This is a genomic window from Oceanobacillus indicireducens (assembly GCF_014647195.1).
GTDB classification, from domain to species: domain Bacteria; phylum Bacillota; class Bacilli; order Bacillales; family Amphibacillaceae; genus Oceanobacillus; species Oceanobacillus indicireducens.
The window spans coordinates 26,404-42,247 of the sequence record NZ_BMOS01000029.1 but is presented as its reverse complement, the minus strand read 5'-3'; the positions used below and the strand labels follow the sequence as shown (position 1 = coordinate 42,247).

17 protein-coding genes and 2 pseudogenes are annotated in these 15,844 nt (G+C 39.2%); 2 read left to right on the top strand and 17 right to left on the bottom strand.

Translation table 11 applies throughout. From position 1 onward, the window contains the following. Positions 1-143 precede the first annotated feature (143 nt). From IEX94_RS15645 to IEX94_RS15595, 11 genes are all read right to left on the bottom strand, one after another. Positions 144-695: a SpoIIIAH-like family protein gene (locus tag IEX94_RS15645; protein ID WP_308425616.1), complete on the bottom strand. Its 552-nt coding sequence runs from the start codon at positions 693-695 to the stop codon at positions 144-146. Between the two features lie 8 nt (positions 696-703). Further along, entirely contained in the window at positions 704-1,324 is a 621-nt protein-coding gene (gene spoIIIAG, locus IEX94_RS15640) for a stage III sporulation protein AG (protein ID WP_188858736.1), read from the bottom strand. Next, entirely contained in the window at positions 1,321-1,935 is a 615-nt protein-coding gene (gene spoIIIAF, locus IEX94_RS15635) for a stage III sporulation protein AF (RefSeq protein ID WP_156858080.1), read from the bottom strand. The genes spoIIIAG and spoIIIAF overlap by 4 nt, the downstream gene beginning before the upstream one ends. Positions 1,936-1,945: 10 nt before the next feature. After that, a complete protein-coding gene (spoIIIAE, locus tag IEX94_RS15630; RefSeq protein ID WP_188858734.1) occupies positions 1,946-3,124 on the bottom strand; it encodes a stage III sporulation protein AE in 1,179 nt (392 codons plus the stop codon). An 11-nt stretch (positions 3,125-3,135) separates the two neighbouring features. After that, entirely contained in the window at positions 3,136-3,528 is a 393-nt protein-coding gene (spoIIIAD, locus tag IEX94_RS15625) for a stage III sporulation protein AD (protein WP_156858078.1), read from the bottom strand. 34 nt (positions 3,529-3,562) lie between these two features. Continuing rightward, a complete protein-coding gene (gene spoIIIAC, locus IEX94_RS15620) occupies positions 3,563-3,763 on the bottom strand; it encodes a stage III sporulation protein AC (RefSeq protein ID WP_188858732.1) in 201 nt (66 codons plus the stop codon). Positions 3,764-3,781: 18 nt separating this feature from the next. Beyond that, on the bottom strand, positions 3,782-4,294 hold the full coding sequence (spoIIIAB, locus tag IEX94_RS15615) for a stage III sporulation protein SpoIIIAB (RefSeq protein ID WP_188858740.1): 513 nt from the start codon (positions 4,292-4,294) through the stop codon (positions 3,782-3,784). Continuing rightward, positions 4,294-5,217 carry a stage III sporulation protein AA gene (spoIIIAA, locus tag IEX94_RS15610; protein ID WP_229782748.1) on the bottom strand — a complete coding sequence of 308 codons (924 nt, stop codon included), beginning with the start codon at positions 5,215-5,217 and terminating at the stop codon, positions 4,294-4,296. The genes spoIIIAB and spoIIIAA overlap by 1 nt, the downstream gene beginning before the upstream one ends. 292 nt (positions 5,218-5,509) lie before the next feature. Beyond that, positions 5,510-6,070: an elongation factor P gene (efp, locus tag IEX94_RS15605; RefSeq protein WP_156856763.1), complete on the bottom strand. Its 561-nt coding sequence runs from the start codon at positions 6,068-6,070 to the stop codon at positions 5,510-5,512. A 19-nt stretch (positions 6,071-6,089) separates the two neighbouring features. Beyond that, positions 6,090-7,154, bottom strand: a complete 1,065-nt coding sequence (locus IEX94_RS15600; RefSeq protein WP_188858730.1) for a M24 family metallopeptidase — start codon at positions 7,152-7,154, stop codon at positions 6,090-6,092. Positions 7,155-7,244: 90 nt separating this feature from the next. After that, positions 7,245-7,751, bottom strand: a complete 507-nt coding sequence (locus IEX94_RS15595) for a YqhR family membrane protein (RefSeq protein WP_188858729.1) — start codon at positions 7,749-7,751, stop codon at positions 7,245-7,247. A 418-nt stretch (positions 7,752-8,169) separates the two neighbouring features. Here IEX94_RS15595 and IEX94_RS15590 point away from each other — a divergent pair, with 418 nt between their 5' ends. After that, complete coding sequence (locus IEX94_RS15590) at positions 8,170-8,553, top strand: SA1362 family protein (RefSeq protein ID WP_188858727.1); 384 nt, start codon at positions 8,170-8,172, stop codon at positions 8,551-8,553. A 38-nt stretch (positions 8,554-8,591) separates the two neighbouring features. Here IEX94_RS15590 and IEX94_RS15585 read toward each other — a convergent pair whose 3' ends face one another. From IEX94_RS15585 to IEX94_RS15560, 6 genes and pseudogenes are all read right to left on the bottom strand, one after another. After that, complete coding sequence (locus tag IEX94_RS15585; protein ID WP_188858725.1) at positions 8,592-9,479, bottom strand: patatin-like phospholipase family protein; 888 nt, start codon at positions 9,477-9,479, stop codon at positions 8,592-8,594. 162 nt (positions 9,480-9,641) lie between these two features. Continuing rightward, entirely contained in the window at positions 9,642-10,064 is a 423-nt protein-coding gene (gene mntR, locus IEX94_RS15580; RefSeq protein ID WP_156856768.1) for a transcriptional regulator MntR, read from the bottom strand. 459 nt (positions 10,065-10,523) lie between these two features. Beyond that, positions 10,524-10,817: a hypothetical protein gene (locus IEX94_RS15575; protein ID WP_229782747.1), complete on the bottom strand. Its 294-nt coding sequence runs from the start codon at positions 10,815-10,817 to the stop codon at positions 10,524-10,526. Continuing rightward, on the bottom strand, positions 10,774-11,775 hold the full coding sequence (locus tag IEX94_RS15570; protein ID WP_268239596.1) for an MFS transporter: 1,002 nt from the start codon (positions 11,773-11,775) through the stop codon (positions 10,774-10,776). Before IEX94_RS15570 ends, IEX94_RS15575 begins: the two co-directional genes overlap by 44 nt. A gap of 467 nt (positions 11,776-12,242) precedes the next feature. After that, positions 12,243-14,012: pseudogene (locus tag IEX94_RS15565) on the bottom strand (vitamin B12-dependent ribonucleotide reductase); the annotation flags it as partial. Between the two features lie 322 nt (positions 14,013-14,334). After that, positions 14,335-15,129, bottom strand: a pseudogene (locus IEX94_RS15560) (ribonucleotide reductase barrel domain-containing protein); the annotation flags it as partial. Between the two features lie 331 nt (positions 15,130-15,460). Between IEX94_RS15560 and IEX94_RS15555 the strand changes: the two are divergent. Then, positions 15,461-15,832, top strand: a complete 372-nt coding sequence (locus IEX94_RS15555) for a rhodanese-like domain-containing protein (RefSeq protein WP_156856772.1) — start codon at positions 15,461-15,463, stop codon at positions 15,830-15,832. The last annotated feature ends 12 nt before the right edge of the window (positions 15,833-15,844 follow it).

The window sequence follows — 15,844 nt, the reverse complement described above, 5'->3', positions numbered from 1 at the left end:
GAACGCCATAATTAGTGAACGAACCAGACACTTACGCTGAATGAAAGTGTTTGGTAAGTTCCTGTTGGTTGTTAGGGATACAGCAAGAAATCCAGACGTTGGGGCGTCTGGATTGGGTGGGTCGTTTTTGGTTTTGGGAATGATTAGTAATTGACTTCGACTGGAATATCACGGTCGAATTCGTCTCTTACCATTTGCATGATCCGCAAGGCTTCTTCATCGGATAATTCATCTGCTCGGACATGTACATGAACCTTTTCGCCAGCAGTGTTTCTCACTAACACATCTTCATATCCGGCTTCAGCAAGTATTGATTCCTCGAGAATTTCTTCCTTCATCTCCACTGTCTCTATTTCATCAATTCCTTCTAATGCATTATTTTTTTCTTCGATACTTGCTGAACCAGAAGCTACGATCGACTCAAGGCGGGATCTTTCCCTGCTCCGGTCATCTTGCACCTTCATACGAATCGTTGTAAATAATTCATCCTCAGCAACATTTGTAATATCGGTAACCTCTGCTTCAGCCAATTCTTCTGAAGTGGAATCTGTTTCAGCTACGTCTTCTTTTAATTCATCTTCTTGATTAATAAAGGCTAGGTCACCTTCATTCGGCGACATAATATAATACACACTCAACACAATTAATAAACTTAACATCGTCAACAACCAAACCGTCTGTTTTTTTAACATCATTCTCCTCCTTAATCTTTAGGCATAACAGAAATTCGATGGGAAGGAACATCCAGGACACTGGAAATTGCTTCGATGATCCAACTTTTTACACTCGGTTGTTCTGCACCCTTTGCTACAACAAATACTCCTCTTACTTCCGGCCGTTTCGTTTGAACAAGGAGCGGCTTTTCCGTATCTCCTTGACGTACTAAAACGACTTGCGTATCTTCTGTATGATCCTCTACTTGTCTTGTACCACCACTTTGGTCTTCCTCATTAGTCGTTTGCGTTCCTGATATTAAGTTACGCTCGTACACTTTGACATCGGAGGAATCGAGATTAACCATCACTTCTGCTTCAGAAACTCCTTGAATCTTATTAAGCATTGTTTCTAAATCTTGTTGGTACCCATTTGCAAGTTGTTCCATATCTGCTACTGCCTCCGATGATGTTTCCCCCGACTCTGCTTGCTGTTCTGTTATTTCAGGTTCGTAATGAAATTCTGTTTCTTCCGGGTCGTCTTTTTGGAATAAATTACTGATGAGCAGCAGCAGCACACCGACTAAACCAAGAATAATAAAGTATTTTGGCCGTAGTGGCTTTTTCTGTCCTGACTCTGCGGAAAATATTTTATCAATAAGTCGTTTCAAGATGCCCCCCCTTCCCAGTAAACAGTAATTTTTTTATCTTGCAGCTCCCAGCGATCCCTCAGTAGTTCGACAATAGGTTCATCCGCTTCTTCCAGTTCTTGGTCTTCTTCCGCATTGATTACTATTTTCTCGACTGGTTTTATTTGTCCCTCCCTAGCCGTCGATTTTTCCAGATAGACAATTACTTCATCTAGTCCTTCATACGTTTTCTCTGCTTCATCTGCAAAGACAAAGCTAATGTCTGTTATGCGGGCATCGTATTCTGTCTGTAATGCTTCGTCTGTAAGGGATGTGAGTTGGACAGCCATTTCTTCTAAAATATATGCATCATGAGTCGATTCTATTTCACTTTTTTGCAATTCAATGGAATCTTGAACTTCCTCCATTTCACCTCCTGTATCAAAAATGCTTCGGTACGTATCAGCAACAGCTTGCTCGAAGTCCAAATTAAACAAGGAAAATATCGGTGATAGTAAAATGAGAATTAAAATGAGACCTAAGACAAGTTTGATATATTTTCCCATTGATAAATTAGGGATGAGTAAATCAATAATCGTTGCTACCAATATAAAGATAATAATTTGTGTAATCCAATTCGTTAACATTTCCATTCCAATCACACTACCTTAAGAGAAGGGTTAGATTACTTGCCGCAACAATCAAAACGATCGCAAGCAGAAACATAAACGAAACTGCTAACAAACAAGCTAAAACATAGAGTATATAAGTGCTTAACGCCTGTAATGTCGTAATGATCGGTCCTTTCCCAAGCGGTTCTAGAACAGCAGCGGCCACTCTGTAAATAAATGCGATAACTAAGATTTTTATAGCAGGAAACAGACAAATTAATAAAATAATTAGCAACCCAACAATTCCCAAGGAATTTTTAAGTAATAATGTAGCGGTTAATATCGTGTCTGCTGCATCTGTGAACGTTCTTCCAATTACCGGAATGAAGTTCCCTGTAATGAATTTAGCTGTCCGCATGGCGACACCGTCTTGAACAGCACTCGCTGCCCCTTGCACAGACATAACTCCAAGGAAGACGGTCAGCAAGACCCCGAGACTGCTTACTGTGATAGACCGAAGTAAATTCGCCAGATTTGTAACTTTATAGTTTTCTGAAATGCTGCTAATAATGACAAGCAATGCTGCGAAGGATAATAATGGTAAAGCGAAAAATGAAATAAATACACCCGTGAAATGAATGAGAAATATAATTATCGGATGAAAGAAAGATACAGCAAATACATTTCCAAATGTCGCCATTAATCCCAGAATGAGCGGTAGCAAGCCGATCATAAAACTGCTCATCGTATCAATTGTTTGTTTTGCGTAAGTGATTACCGTATAGAAACTAGATAAGGCAATGAAAATCAGGACGAGAAAGACAATGAAATAAGCAATTTTACTAACAGTGCTTTTTTCAAATGCAGCATGCATCGTCTGCAGAATGATAGAAAAAATGGTAAGCAGCAACAGACTACCTAATAATTTTCCGTTATAAATCAATTCATGGAACAAAAAATCAAGAAGTCCGAGTGCGATTTCTTTAAATGAAAGACTGTCCAAATTTTTCACAATATCGATGAAAGATGTCCGCTCTGCATTAGGAATATAACCGCCATATTCACTGGCAAGCGTTTCCCAATAATCCTCAACTGCATCCAAGGATATTTCTTCAAGTAATTGTTCATTCAGCTCAAAATTTTCTTGCCTATCTTCTTCTGCTTGTACCGGGATTCCGATCCAGAAGCTGCATAAGAATACAAATAAGATGAAACCCGTTTTTCTACTCATATGATTGCTCCTTAAACTGTTGGAAGGAAACTAACGATTGCTTCAATAACGGATGTAATAATTGGAATGGCGAGCAGTAAAATAAATATTTTTCCGGCGAGTTCGATATTTTTTGCAACCGACTGTAAACCGGCATCTTGTGTCATACTCGCCCCCAGTTCTGCAATATAAGCAATCCCGATTATTTTTAAAATCGTTTCAAGATACAATCCAGGAACATTTGCTTGATCTCCCAACGATTGGATTACTTGGAATATTAAGCGGATTTGCCCGATGACACTTGCGAATATCATGATGCCAACAACAATAACAATGAAAAAGGCAAAGGTCGGATTCACATCTTTTAATAGGATGAAAAGAATGCTTGCAATAATGGAAACAATAACAATTTGTAATATATCCATATTTTATCTCCTAAGGATTTATTACTTGTCCTTTTTAAAACAGGAATACCGATTTAATCTGATTAAATAAATCACGCAGTCCATTAATGACGATATAAAGAACGATAATAAATCCGATTAAAGTAGCGAATTGGGCAATTTCTTCCTTTCCCATCTGCTTTAATATCGTATGGATAAGCGCTACAATAATGCCTATGCCTGCGATTTGGAAAAGAACAGATATATCGGTGAGCATGGTCATACCCCTTTCTCGCTATAAAAGCAATAACACGATAAATATTCCTGTTAAGACGCCTAAGCTTCTCGCTAAGTTACTATATTTATAAGATTCATCCCGCGCTTCTTCCAATTCCCGGTCCAAATGGGTTAAAGCAAGCCGGATTTGTTTCTGCTGCTGAATGAAATCGTGCTGGCCTAGTGAATTTCCGAATTGTTTCAGAACTTCAATTTCATTTTTCTTTAAACTCGTCATCTTTCTCAATTCTTCCGTTTTTTCATTCCAGATGACATTGAAGTCGATTTCCTGCTTAAGCATTGCTTCACTGAGTGACTGAAAAAAATGACTGATCGGATATGGTAACTGTTGGGAAATCGTTTGGAATGCGAGTTGTAAAGGGGTTTGACTGTACGTAATTTCTGCTTCGAGCAATTGTAGAGCGCTTTCTAACTGCCTGATATGCTTCGGACGTTTCTCAAAGCGAATGCTGAAGTATAAACCTATACAAGTAGTCGCAATAACAAGTATGATTGCTCCTAACCATTTCATCACAAGCCATCTCCAAATGATTGAATACGCTCGCCTGCTTCGTCAAACACTCGAATTTTTTGTCTTTCGGATCTGCGCTTCCCTAAAACGACAAACCGCTTAAATGTGCGCGTCTCGATGAGTTCACGGACAAGGGGCCGTTTCCTTAAATCTTCCAGCGATTGGCCATGGATCGAGCAAACAACAGTTACTCCAGAGTGGATCGCTTCGTTTAAAGCGTTGATGTCGTTACTTCCACCAATCTCATCAACGACTAGCACTTCTGGAGACATCGATCGGATCATCATCATCATTCCTTCAGCTTTTGGACAGCCATCCATTACATCTGTCCTGCTTCCTAAATCATGCTGAGGAATCCCTTGAATTGCTGCTCCAATTTCAGAGCGTTCATCAATCACGGCAACTTTTCTGCCTGATTTATCTTTCCATCCGCTAGATGCAAGCCGGGTGATATCACGAATTAAGGTTGTTTTTCCAGACTGGGGCGGGCCAATTATTAATGTGTTTTCGTACGCTTTGGTGTAGAGTACAGGCATAAGTGATTCGGCCACCCCTAATTTCTGTCGTGCAATACGGATATTGAAGAAAGAAATATGTTGTATTGCTTTTACTGATCCTTCCCGTGTATTCACCTTTCCCGCGATACCAACTCGATGACCGCCTTCTATCGTAATAAAGCCCTCGCGCAATTCATTTTCCATACGATACAAGGAAAATTCACTTAATTGATTTAGCAAAAAAACACCCGTCCTCTTGTCAGGGACAATTGTTGTTATCCATTCCACTTGATCTTCAAAAATCAGTTCTACTGGTTGATAAAGACGGCAGCGTATTTCTTCCAGCCTGTCCCAGCGCTTGCCAACTTTTAAAGCAATATGACTCTTCATTTCTGGTGGGAAAATCCGTAAAATCTCTTCCATCATAATCTCCTACTCCTCTTCTATTGCATTCGAGGCTATATAGAAAATGTATGAATCATAAAACAAAATATGATTACATACAAAAAAACAGGGCTGCATCCTGTGGAATGCTACCCTGTTTTTTTTATAAAGTGAAACTTCATTCAGTGGGGAATTCCCTCCCCCCCACTTAATGTTAGTTAAACAGAATCAGGTATTTACGGACTGTATATCCCCCACCTTCCCATCTCGGGCTTCCCTCATGTTTAAAGATGGGGGGATGGGGGTATTACAGACCGTTAATACGTGATAAATTTTAGTTTGCACGGGAAACGTATTTACCTTCGTCGGTACTAATGACTAGTTTATCCCCTTGATTCACAAATAATGGAACTTGTACGGTTATACCTGTTTCTAATGTAGCTGATTTGGAACCGCCGCTTTGGGTATCGCCTTTAATTCCTGGCTCGGTTTCCGTAACTTCAAGCTCCACGTTTTTAGGAAGGTCGATTCCGAGAATTTCGCCCTCATACGAAATAACTGTAACTTCCATATTTTCCACGATGAATTTTAATTCATGCTCGAGACGGCTTCCTGGAATTTCAATTTGTTCATACGTATTTGTATCCATGAATGCATGGGAATCACCTGAAGCATACAAGTATTGCATTTTATTCGTTTCAATATGAGCACGTTCTACCTTTTCACCGCCGCGGAATGTTTTTTCTTGGATATTACCATTCCTCAAGTTACGTAATTTCGAACGGACAAATGCAGCTCCTTTTCCTGGCTTAACATGCTGGAACTCAATTACTTGCAAAATATCTCCATCTACTTTAATCGTAAGACCTGTTTTAAAATCGTTTACTGAAATCATTAATTTTCCTCCTTATGTGTCATCCTAATTGAATGAATTCTTTTGATGAGGTGGTTAACCGTTTATTTCCTTCTTCTGTAATGACAATATCATCTTCAATTCGGCAGCCGCCAACCCCAGCTACATAGATTCCTGGCTCTACTGTTACGACCATACCCGGTTCTAATTTTTGTTTAGAACGTGTGGAGAGTCCTGGCGCTTCATGAACCTCCATACCGAGACCGTGCCCTGTCGAGTGTCCAAAGTTCTCCCCATAACCCATTTCGGTAATATAATCTCTTGTGATGGCATCCGCTTCAACTCCGGTCATACCCGGTTTAATCTCTCTTACCCCACGCATATTCGCTTCTAACACGATATCATAAATTTTCCGAAGTTCATCACTAACTTCACCAACTGCTACTGTTCGCGTAATATCCGAGCAGTATCCTTTGTACAAGGCGCCGTAATCTAATGTAACAAGTTCCCCTGCTTGGATTACTTTTTCAGAAGCTACCCCATGCGGCATGGCAGAACGGTGTCCAGAAGCAACAATCGTATCGAAGCTTGAGGATGTGGCCCCTTTACCGCGCATGAAAAATTCCAGCTCATTAGCGACCTCAATTTCTTTTACTCCCGGTTTGATATAAGATTGGATATGCACAAACGCATCATCCGCAATCTCGGCTGCTTGCTTCATAATCGCAAGCTCTTCCGGTGTCTTAATCATCCGTAAAGCTTCCACAAGACCGCTGACTGGAACTAGTTCCACATCCAACATTTTTTTATACGTTTCAAATTGCCCATATGTAGTATAATCTTTTTCAAAGCCTACCCGGTTTACATTCATATCGTTTAATTGCTTTTTCACTTCGGCATCCAGACCCTGTTTATGTTCAATCACTTGAAAGCCTTCAGCTTGTGCACTTGCTTGTTCAGTATAACGGAAGTCTGTGATAAACCGAGCGTCCTTATCCGATATAATTGCAACGCCTGCCGTACCGGTAAAACCGCTAATATATCTTCTGTTGATTTGGCTAGCAATAATAATAGCGTCTAATTTGTTTTCTTGTAATTTTTCCCGCAGTTTCTGTAATTTAACCATCGTTCATCTCTTCCCCCATCAAATTTTTCAATATAGTTCATCGTTTTTTTAGTGTATCATAATGTTACCTTGAATGGTAATTTTTAAAGACTAACTTTCCGGCTCTTGTCTGATTTTGCGTATCTTTGTTTCATGATAATCATAGGAAATGGAATAACCGGTGAAGAGACCATATAATATAAATATACACACAGTCGTAACCCATGTTTCCAAGTTGAGATCCGTCATTGGTCTTGTATAGGGAAGGAGCGGTTGCATGAGGAAAAAGGTAATCCCCCAAAGTAAAATACCATACCCAACCCCCATCCAGATTGAATTTACTTTCCGGAATAAGCCAAAATAAATAACCGCCGGGAAAAGAGATAAGATGCTCGCTATAATAATAGCAACAATATGACCAACTAAACGATCAGACCACCCTGCTTGTATCCACGGTTTCAATAAAAATGTTTTTGGGGCAACTTCTGTCAAGTTAAAAAAATAAGAAACTGCGAGAAACAAGCTCCATAGAAATCCGCCAACCGCTCCAATTATAAGTGCTCGACCAAGTGAGTAGTTAGAAGCTGTATCTTGCTTCTTATCTTTATTTTCCGCCATAGTTGATCACCTCAACCAGTAGTATGACCAATCCTAAAGTTTTCTTTCACTCGGAAAACAATATTTCATTATAATAATAAGCTTAACCAATAGTCTTATGTTATTATTTTTAGTACAATTAAAGCAGGGAAACATTAGTGATATCAGACAAATAAGAAACATGAATTATCACGTATAGTTTTATGTTACTGGTCAAAACTGTTAATAGTTTATCACGCATTAACGGTCTGTAACCCCCACTTCTATACATGAGGGAAGCCCAACATGTGAAAGTGGGGGGTATACAGTAAGGAAACCCACTGAATGAAGTTTCACTTTATCAGGTGCAGTTCTTTCCGTAACTTCTAAGTTTCCCGATGCTTAATTGTGGTATATAGCTAGTAGAGTGTATTTTTATGAAGGAAAGGAGGACTTCTTCATGAAGCGTAATAAAATAGCTTATCTTTTTTACATCATTATCGCCCTTGCTGTATTCGGATTGATTACACAGCTGTTCGGAAATACTCGTAATTTTCTAATGGGAATGGCTATGATGCTCGGTTTTGCCGTCGCTATTTTTGCGTTGCTCTATTTTATTGTTAACCGTTCAAGAGGTTCGTCCGATGAAATGAAGAAATATAAACAAGCAGTGAAACAATCCCAATCAAAATACCAACAAGCTGCACCTAAGAAACCAACTCCGACCCCTTTAGCTAATCGAAAAACTAACCGATCACGGAAAGGTAAAAGGCGTCCTACCCATTTACGGGTAATTGAAGGAAATAAATCGAAAACAAAAGGAAAAGACCGAGCCACTTTCTAAGTAACTCGGTCCGGCTTCTTTTATTTTTAAATCCGCTTCTAGCCTGACCAGCCCCTAAGAAACTGATCTGCTGCCTCTTTCCCTATAGCAGCAAGTTCCATTTTTTTCTCTTCTGACAGGTTAAAATCTGTTGCCGCAAGATCATGTACAGGTATAAATAATATTTTATCTTCCTCTGCTTTCGAAATATACCGCATATCATGCGCCTTCTTCATCGTAAGAAATAGAGCGTGAAACATATTAAGCGCATTTGTAATAATTTGTGGCTCGTTCAACATTTCATCTTTCTCTGTCAATTTCACACCAAGAACGGGCCGTAATTGCTTTTTGCGTCCAAAAATCCAAAGTGGAAAATTACTTAACAATCCTCCATCCACAATAATGCTTTTATTATTTGTTTTACCTGGAAGTTTCTTCGGCATGAAGAAATACGGAAAGCCTGCACTCATCCGTACCGCTTTTGCTACTGGGAAAAGGTTCGGATCAAGACCATAGTGCGGCATAAGATCGTCAGGAAAAACAACGAGCCTCCCAAGCGATAAGTCGCTTGCAACGATCTTCAAATAACCCTCATTCAAATCTTTAAACGTCCGAATATTTTTCGCTGCTAATATTTCGGTCAGCCATTCTTCCAATTTGTCCCCTTTGTTTATTCCCATTTGAAAATAGAGAAACCCCCATTTCATAAAAGGAAAGTATTTCGTTAGTATCGGTGGGTCCATAAATAATTTCACATTGAGTTCGCGAATAATTTGTTCAATTTCTGTATACGTATAGCGAGCTGCTATTAATGCTGAAATGATTGCACCTGCCGATGTCCCGGCGACACGTTCAAGCTCTAATTGGTGTTTCTCAATACTTTCCAGTACACCTATATAAGCATATGCTTTTACCCCACCACCCGAAAACACCGCATCTATTCGCATAATCCTCCCCCTGATTTTTGCGTAGTATTAATACTTACGAAAGATGGGGATGTATTTAGAACTTATTTTGAATTTTGTTATCAAAATACAGTAGGGGCTGAACACAATCTACATGCCGGTTTATGCAAAAAAACACGCGGCATTGGTTGGCATGCTCGCGTGTTAGTTACTTAGCTTCGATTGCTGTAGTGCTTTTAAATCCTTGACTCGCTGTTCATCTTCTTTAAAATATCTCACTAAATCATCAATTCGATCGATGGAATTCCAACTTAAATGATGTTCAATACCTTCGACATCATCGTAAATATTTTCCTCTTTTACCCCAATTATCTCAAGGAAATCTTCAAGAAGATCATGGCGATATAGTAGCCTCTCGCCAACTTTTTTTCCCTTGTCTGTCAGCATAAAACCACGGTATCTCTCATAATTAACGAATTCACTTTTATCAAGCTTTTGGATCATTTTCGTTACGGATGACGGATGAACATCTAGCTCTTCAGCGATGTCCGATACACGGGCATATCCTTTGGTTTCGATGAGAATATATATTTGCTCAATATAATCTTCCATACTCGGTGTTGGCATATCTTCACCTCATTTCATCGTGCATCAAAGTTTATCCAACGCAAAATTTTTTCTTTCACTTTTAGAATACCTTAAAAACACGAAGGAGACAAGTAATTATACTAAAAAGAATAAAGATAAGTCAACAAGATTCCTGTTACATGCGAATTATCGATAATCGCCTGGAAAAGTTTTGCCTGCTCCTCATGTTCTTCTATATAAGCCTCCAATTTATTTTCCAAAGCTATATTTTCGCTTACAGAAAGCGTTGATTGAGGATTATATCCTAACAATCAAACAAAATCCAAAAGAGTAGAAAACAAATAAACGTACTAAATCTTATTATTGTGGGTACTCACTCTGTTTCATTCCCCCTCTTTCCATCAATTTTGCTAAACTTCACCCAATTTCTTACCATATTTTTCAAAAGACCCTGAAAACCGGCAATCTATTAAAGAAGGCCGGTTTTCATTTACAACGTTATATGGTCTTTTGTTTTTTCTCTAGCTCTTCAATGCTGCTAAAAAGGGAGTAGTAGGCAATAATGACCGCAATAGATACTCCTGCCACTACAAGTAAGAACCCGTACGGATTTAAAAACATAAATGTAACTTGATAACTTACTAGCCAGTCTCCTGCTAATCCTCCAATGACATAAGCTAACGGAAGTGTTGCCCATGAAAGCATTCTGGAAATTGAAAATACTCGACCTAGGTATACAGGATCTGTATTACGCTGAATAAGCGTAATACTTAATGTATTCGTAATCGGCAATAAAAAACCCATCACAATCCATATGCAGCCGATCAACCCTAAATGCGCTCGGGAGTACAGCAAGTCCCATCCCCAGTGAAGATAAAAGAACATACCTAATCATCTTGTTTTTTACTTTCAAGGTTGACATAACAATACTACCAAGCACCATGCCAACACCAAATAAAGAAGTCACAAGCCCAAACTGCTCTTCTGAACCAAAGTCTAAAATATAAGGTTGGCGAATGACACTATTTACCCCTAGTGCAACATTAAGCCAAGTATGGAACATAATCATTGAAAATAATGCTTTATGACTGTATGTATAGTGAAATCCATTGATTAAATCTAACCAAAAGCTGGTCTGTTGCTTTTTATCGTCGTTCTCAATTTTTTTATCTAGACGTTCCCATAAAATAAGAACAACAATTAATCCTAGCAAGTAGGTGACAAAATTGATTCCTATAATCCAGTCTATTGAACCAAAGGCATAAAGCGCACCGCCAAGTACTGGTCCAACAATATTCGTTGTTGAGGTTGCAGATGCAAGCATTCCATTTGCCTGTGACAAGCGTTCTTCCGAAACTAGCATCGGTGTCAGCGTTTGTAAGGCAGGCGTTTCTAGCGCTCTTACAACAGATAATGTTATTGTCAGAAGAAAAATAAAAAACAACATGAGCCCATCAGCCATCGCAACAACCGTTCCAATCGCGAGTACTCCAGTTCCTAAAATCCCACCGACAGCCAAAGCCAATCTAGGTCCTTTACGATCAATGTAGTTACCAACAAATGGAGAGACCACAACACTCGGTAAATAACTTGCAACCAAAACCATTGCAAAGTTAAGCACTTGGCCTGTAGACTGATAAACCCAAATACCTAACACAAACCGGGTCATTGATGATCCCAATAAAGAAACAAATTGACTTACAATTATCCATAAAAAAACGTAAAAAGTATTCTGTTTTGAAAAATTCAACTTTTATCCTCCGCTCATTGATGCGGAAGCAAATTTTTTTTACACTGTATTAATTAATATAGACAATGCTCCGTTCTACTCCCGCTCTTTTTTTGCTAATATTGGGATTATCGATGCAGACTGTCATCATCTATCACTCTCTTTCTAATATTGGTTCTACATACTATACCATTTTTATTATTTTTTGAAAATACTTGTTACGAAACGCGTTGAAATAAAGTGAAACTTCATTCAGTCGGGGTTTCCTTACCTCCCCCACTGAATGTTAGTTGAACAGAATCAGGTATTTACGGGCTGTATATCCCCCACCTTACCTTTTTGGTTTTCCCTCTTGTTTAAAGGTAGGGGTATTACAGAGCGTTAATACGTGACAAATGCAGAGTTAGCCCATACAATAGCAAAAAACAACCTCTTATGGCTATATACCTAAGAGGTTGTTTTATCAAATTCCATTTCTAGTTTAACTTTTATATACCACATTTTAATTGGGCAGCACAGTTTGTACATGTGTTGCATCCACCAATGTCCTCAATGCTTCCCTGGCGACATACTGGGCATGTATCCCCAATTTCAGAACCGATATTTACATTTGTAGAATCCAGTTCTTGAATTGTGTCCATTAAAACAACTTTCGGCTTATCAGTTTCATCTTCGAACAATTCTGTCTGCTCGCCAACTGTATTTTCTTCGGCTTTCAGTGTCAGTACTTGAGAGTCACGGCTTCCGTCAACATATACGGTTCCGCCTTTTGCTCCTCCCTTGTACAATCTCTGATAGACACTTTCTACTTGTTCAACCGTGTAGCCTTTTGGAGCGTTAACTGTTTTCGAAATAGAGCTGTCTACCCAGCGCTGGATGACACATTGTGTATCCGCATGTTCTTCAGCTGAAAGATCCATCGCAGATACGAACCATTCTGGTAAGTTTTCTTTATCTGCTTCTGGATTGTTCTCCAAATACTCCTCAACAATTGCTGCATTCACTTCAATAAATTTACCTAAGCGACCACTTCTGAAGTAGGAGAAGGAGAAGTATGGCTCAAGCCCAGTCGATACCCCAACCATTGTTCCAGTGCTTCCAGTCGGAGCAACTGTTAGCAAGTGGGAGTTACGAATACCGTGTTTCAAAATACCTTCGCGAATATCTTCCGGCATTGTTTTCATATAACCAGTATTGATAAATGCATGACGCAACCGATTCGTTTCTTCATCTGTTTCACCGATCAAGAACGGGAAACTGCCTTTTTCTTTTGCAAGTTCAATGGAAGCTCGGTAAGCGCTCGTTGCAATTGTTTCAAATACTTTATCAACAAGTGCGTTACCTTCTTCTGAACCATATCTCGTTTCCGTGTAGATGAGCAGGTCGTGCAGCCCCATTACCCCAAGGCCAACCCGACGTTCACCGAGGGCTTGCTTTCTATTTTCTTCAAGGAAATATGGTGTTGCATCAATAACATTATCCTGCATTCTAACTCCGGTGCGGACTGTTTCTTTTAGTTTCTCATAGTCCACTGTTTTGTTTACTTTGTCAGCCATTACCGCTAAGTTTACAGCAGCCAAGTTACATACACTGTAGGGTGCGAGTGGCTGTTCTCCACATGGGTTTGTTGCGACAACTTGCTGTCCGTAGCTTGATGCGTTTGTCATATCATTCGCATTATCGATAAAGAAAATTCCAGGTTCTGCGGAATAGGTCGCACAAACGTTGATTAAGTTCCATAGTTCTTTAGCTCGGATGCGGCGATAAACGCGAACACCATAACCCATTGCTTCCCACTTACGAACGTCGCCAACTTCATGCCACTTTTCGTTATATGCTTTCATTTCTTCCGGTGTATAATTTTCCACATCCGGGAAGCGCAGTTCATACATTTCGTCATTTTCTACAGCTTCCATGAATTCTTTTGTAATACATACGGAAATATTAGCTCCTGTTAGGAAATCTGGATTATGAACACTATAGGAACCGCCATCTCTTAACTTCTGCCCAGCCTCACGCATGGAGGCCTCTGTAAATCCTCCAAGACCTGGGAAACCTTTATAGTTTTGTACACTTGTATATAAATCAATCTCCGTCTCTGTAAGTGGAGTGAAGTTCAGTTTTTCTCTTGCCAGCGTTTTGATTTGTTCATCTTCTGTATTTTCGATTAAATATCTTAAAATACGCGGATTCTGCATTTTTGAGATGATGAACTCAATAATATCCGGGTGAGAATCCACAAGCATAATCATTTGCGCCAATTATGTTGCGTTGATCCGTTACATCAACTCTCCAGGTCACCCTGAAGTTCAGACCATATCTTACATTCCCTTTCGAATGTCCTCGCACTTCGGAGTCACTTGACTCCTACTCTACTCGCTTCCACATTTAAGTGTGCTTTCGATGGTCGTTGAACCTTCACCATTCGAGCAGGTGCTTGGCTGCTGATTGTCTTTAACCACTTGCTGTTTTCAAGCATTCACGCTTACCGTTTCCAGTTACGTTGTAGCCAGCAAGTCATAAAAAGAGTTTCCAGCAATTCACGAGGTTTATTTATAGACGAGGCACTTAAGCAGATTTACCACGTCTCGATCCGCCTTGTTCTACTAAATGAGTCAGTTTGGCAATATCGTCAAGCCAGGATACGGATCCGGATGACTTTCCGTTTACTCCGCGTGCCAATGTGTTTCTCGGACGAAGTGTTGAACCATTTGTCCCTACTCCTCCACCACGGGACATGATTTCCATTACTTGCTTCCGGTGATCGGAAATACCTTCCCGGGAATCTTTTACATATGGCATCACATAGCAATTAAAGTATGTTACATCCGTATTTGCACCTGCACCGTATAACACACGTCCTGCTGGCACGAAATTAAGATCAGCTAGTTCCTTATAAAACATTTCAAATGATTCTTTACGTTTTTCTTCCGTTTCCTCCACTACTGCTAAGCCGGTCGCATTTCGTTTAGCGATTTGCTCATAAAAGACTTCAAGCGGTTTATCAATTACATCAAGCGAACGCGTGATAATACCTGTTTCCATCTCTACTTCGTTATCGAGGGTAGATACAAATTCATCCAGAACTTTAATATCTGCTTCATTTTTCTCCCAATTGATTGCTTGTACAAATCCTAACCCTCTAGCTGGGAATTTAGGATCGGATTTCACTGTTAAAACAACAAAATCACCAGTTTTTAATGTAGCTTTTCCTGTATCTTTAAAAGCGTATCTGTCGAGCATAACTAAGCGTGAGACTCCACTATGTGTGAGCTTCATATCACTAGTAATCGGATGTACTGCATCAAATAATTCAATATCCTTATTCAATGAAACAACATCAATTCCATTCACTTTTTCTAATATCGTCGACACGAAACCACTCCTTTATTCATCTTTTTATGTGTAATGTGTTATAATTATGTAGTACCACGTTTTATAATATTTAAAACAATATATGGTATCAATTAACGAGTGAACACACTATATATTGTGTATTAAACAATATATGTGAGTTTTTGTCAAGAGAATAAGTTTACACAAACCTGCGGAAAAATACCGAAAAGCTTACAGGTATCGACCTTAGTATCGACTTTTATATAAATTATTTTTTTATAAAAAAGGACCGGCTATTCGAAATGCTTTTAAAGCGGTTAAAAGTATTTTATAATATGAGTTGAGATATGAGAAAGACGGGGGAAAAAATATGTCAGTTTTATTAATTGTTTTAGTTGCATTGCTTGTTTTTTCGATATTCCGGTATTACAGACAGAAAATGATTTTGAATGTACTCAATCAGGATCAGTGGATTGAGGGCTACCGAAAAGCCCAATTAATTGATGTACGTGAGCCACAAGAATATGATGCTGGTCATATCCTCGGGGCACGGAATATCCCAGTAACACAACTGAAACAGCGTCTAGTAGAAATCAGAAAGGACAAGCCAGTTTATTTATATTGTCAAAAAAGCAGCCGTTCAGGTCGCGCTGCCCAAATTCTACACAAACAAGGTTATAAAGAACTCTACCAATTAAAAGGCGGATTCAAAAACTGGACTGGAAAAATAAAAGCAAAATAGGTAAGAGAGAAG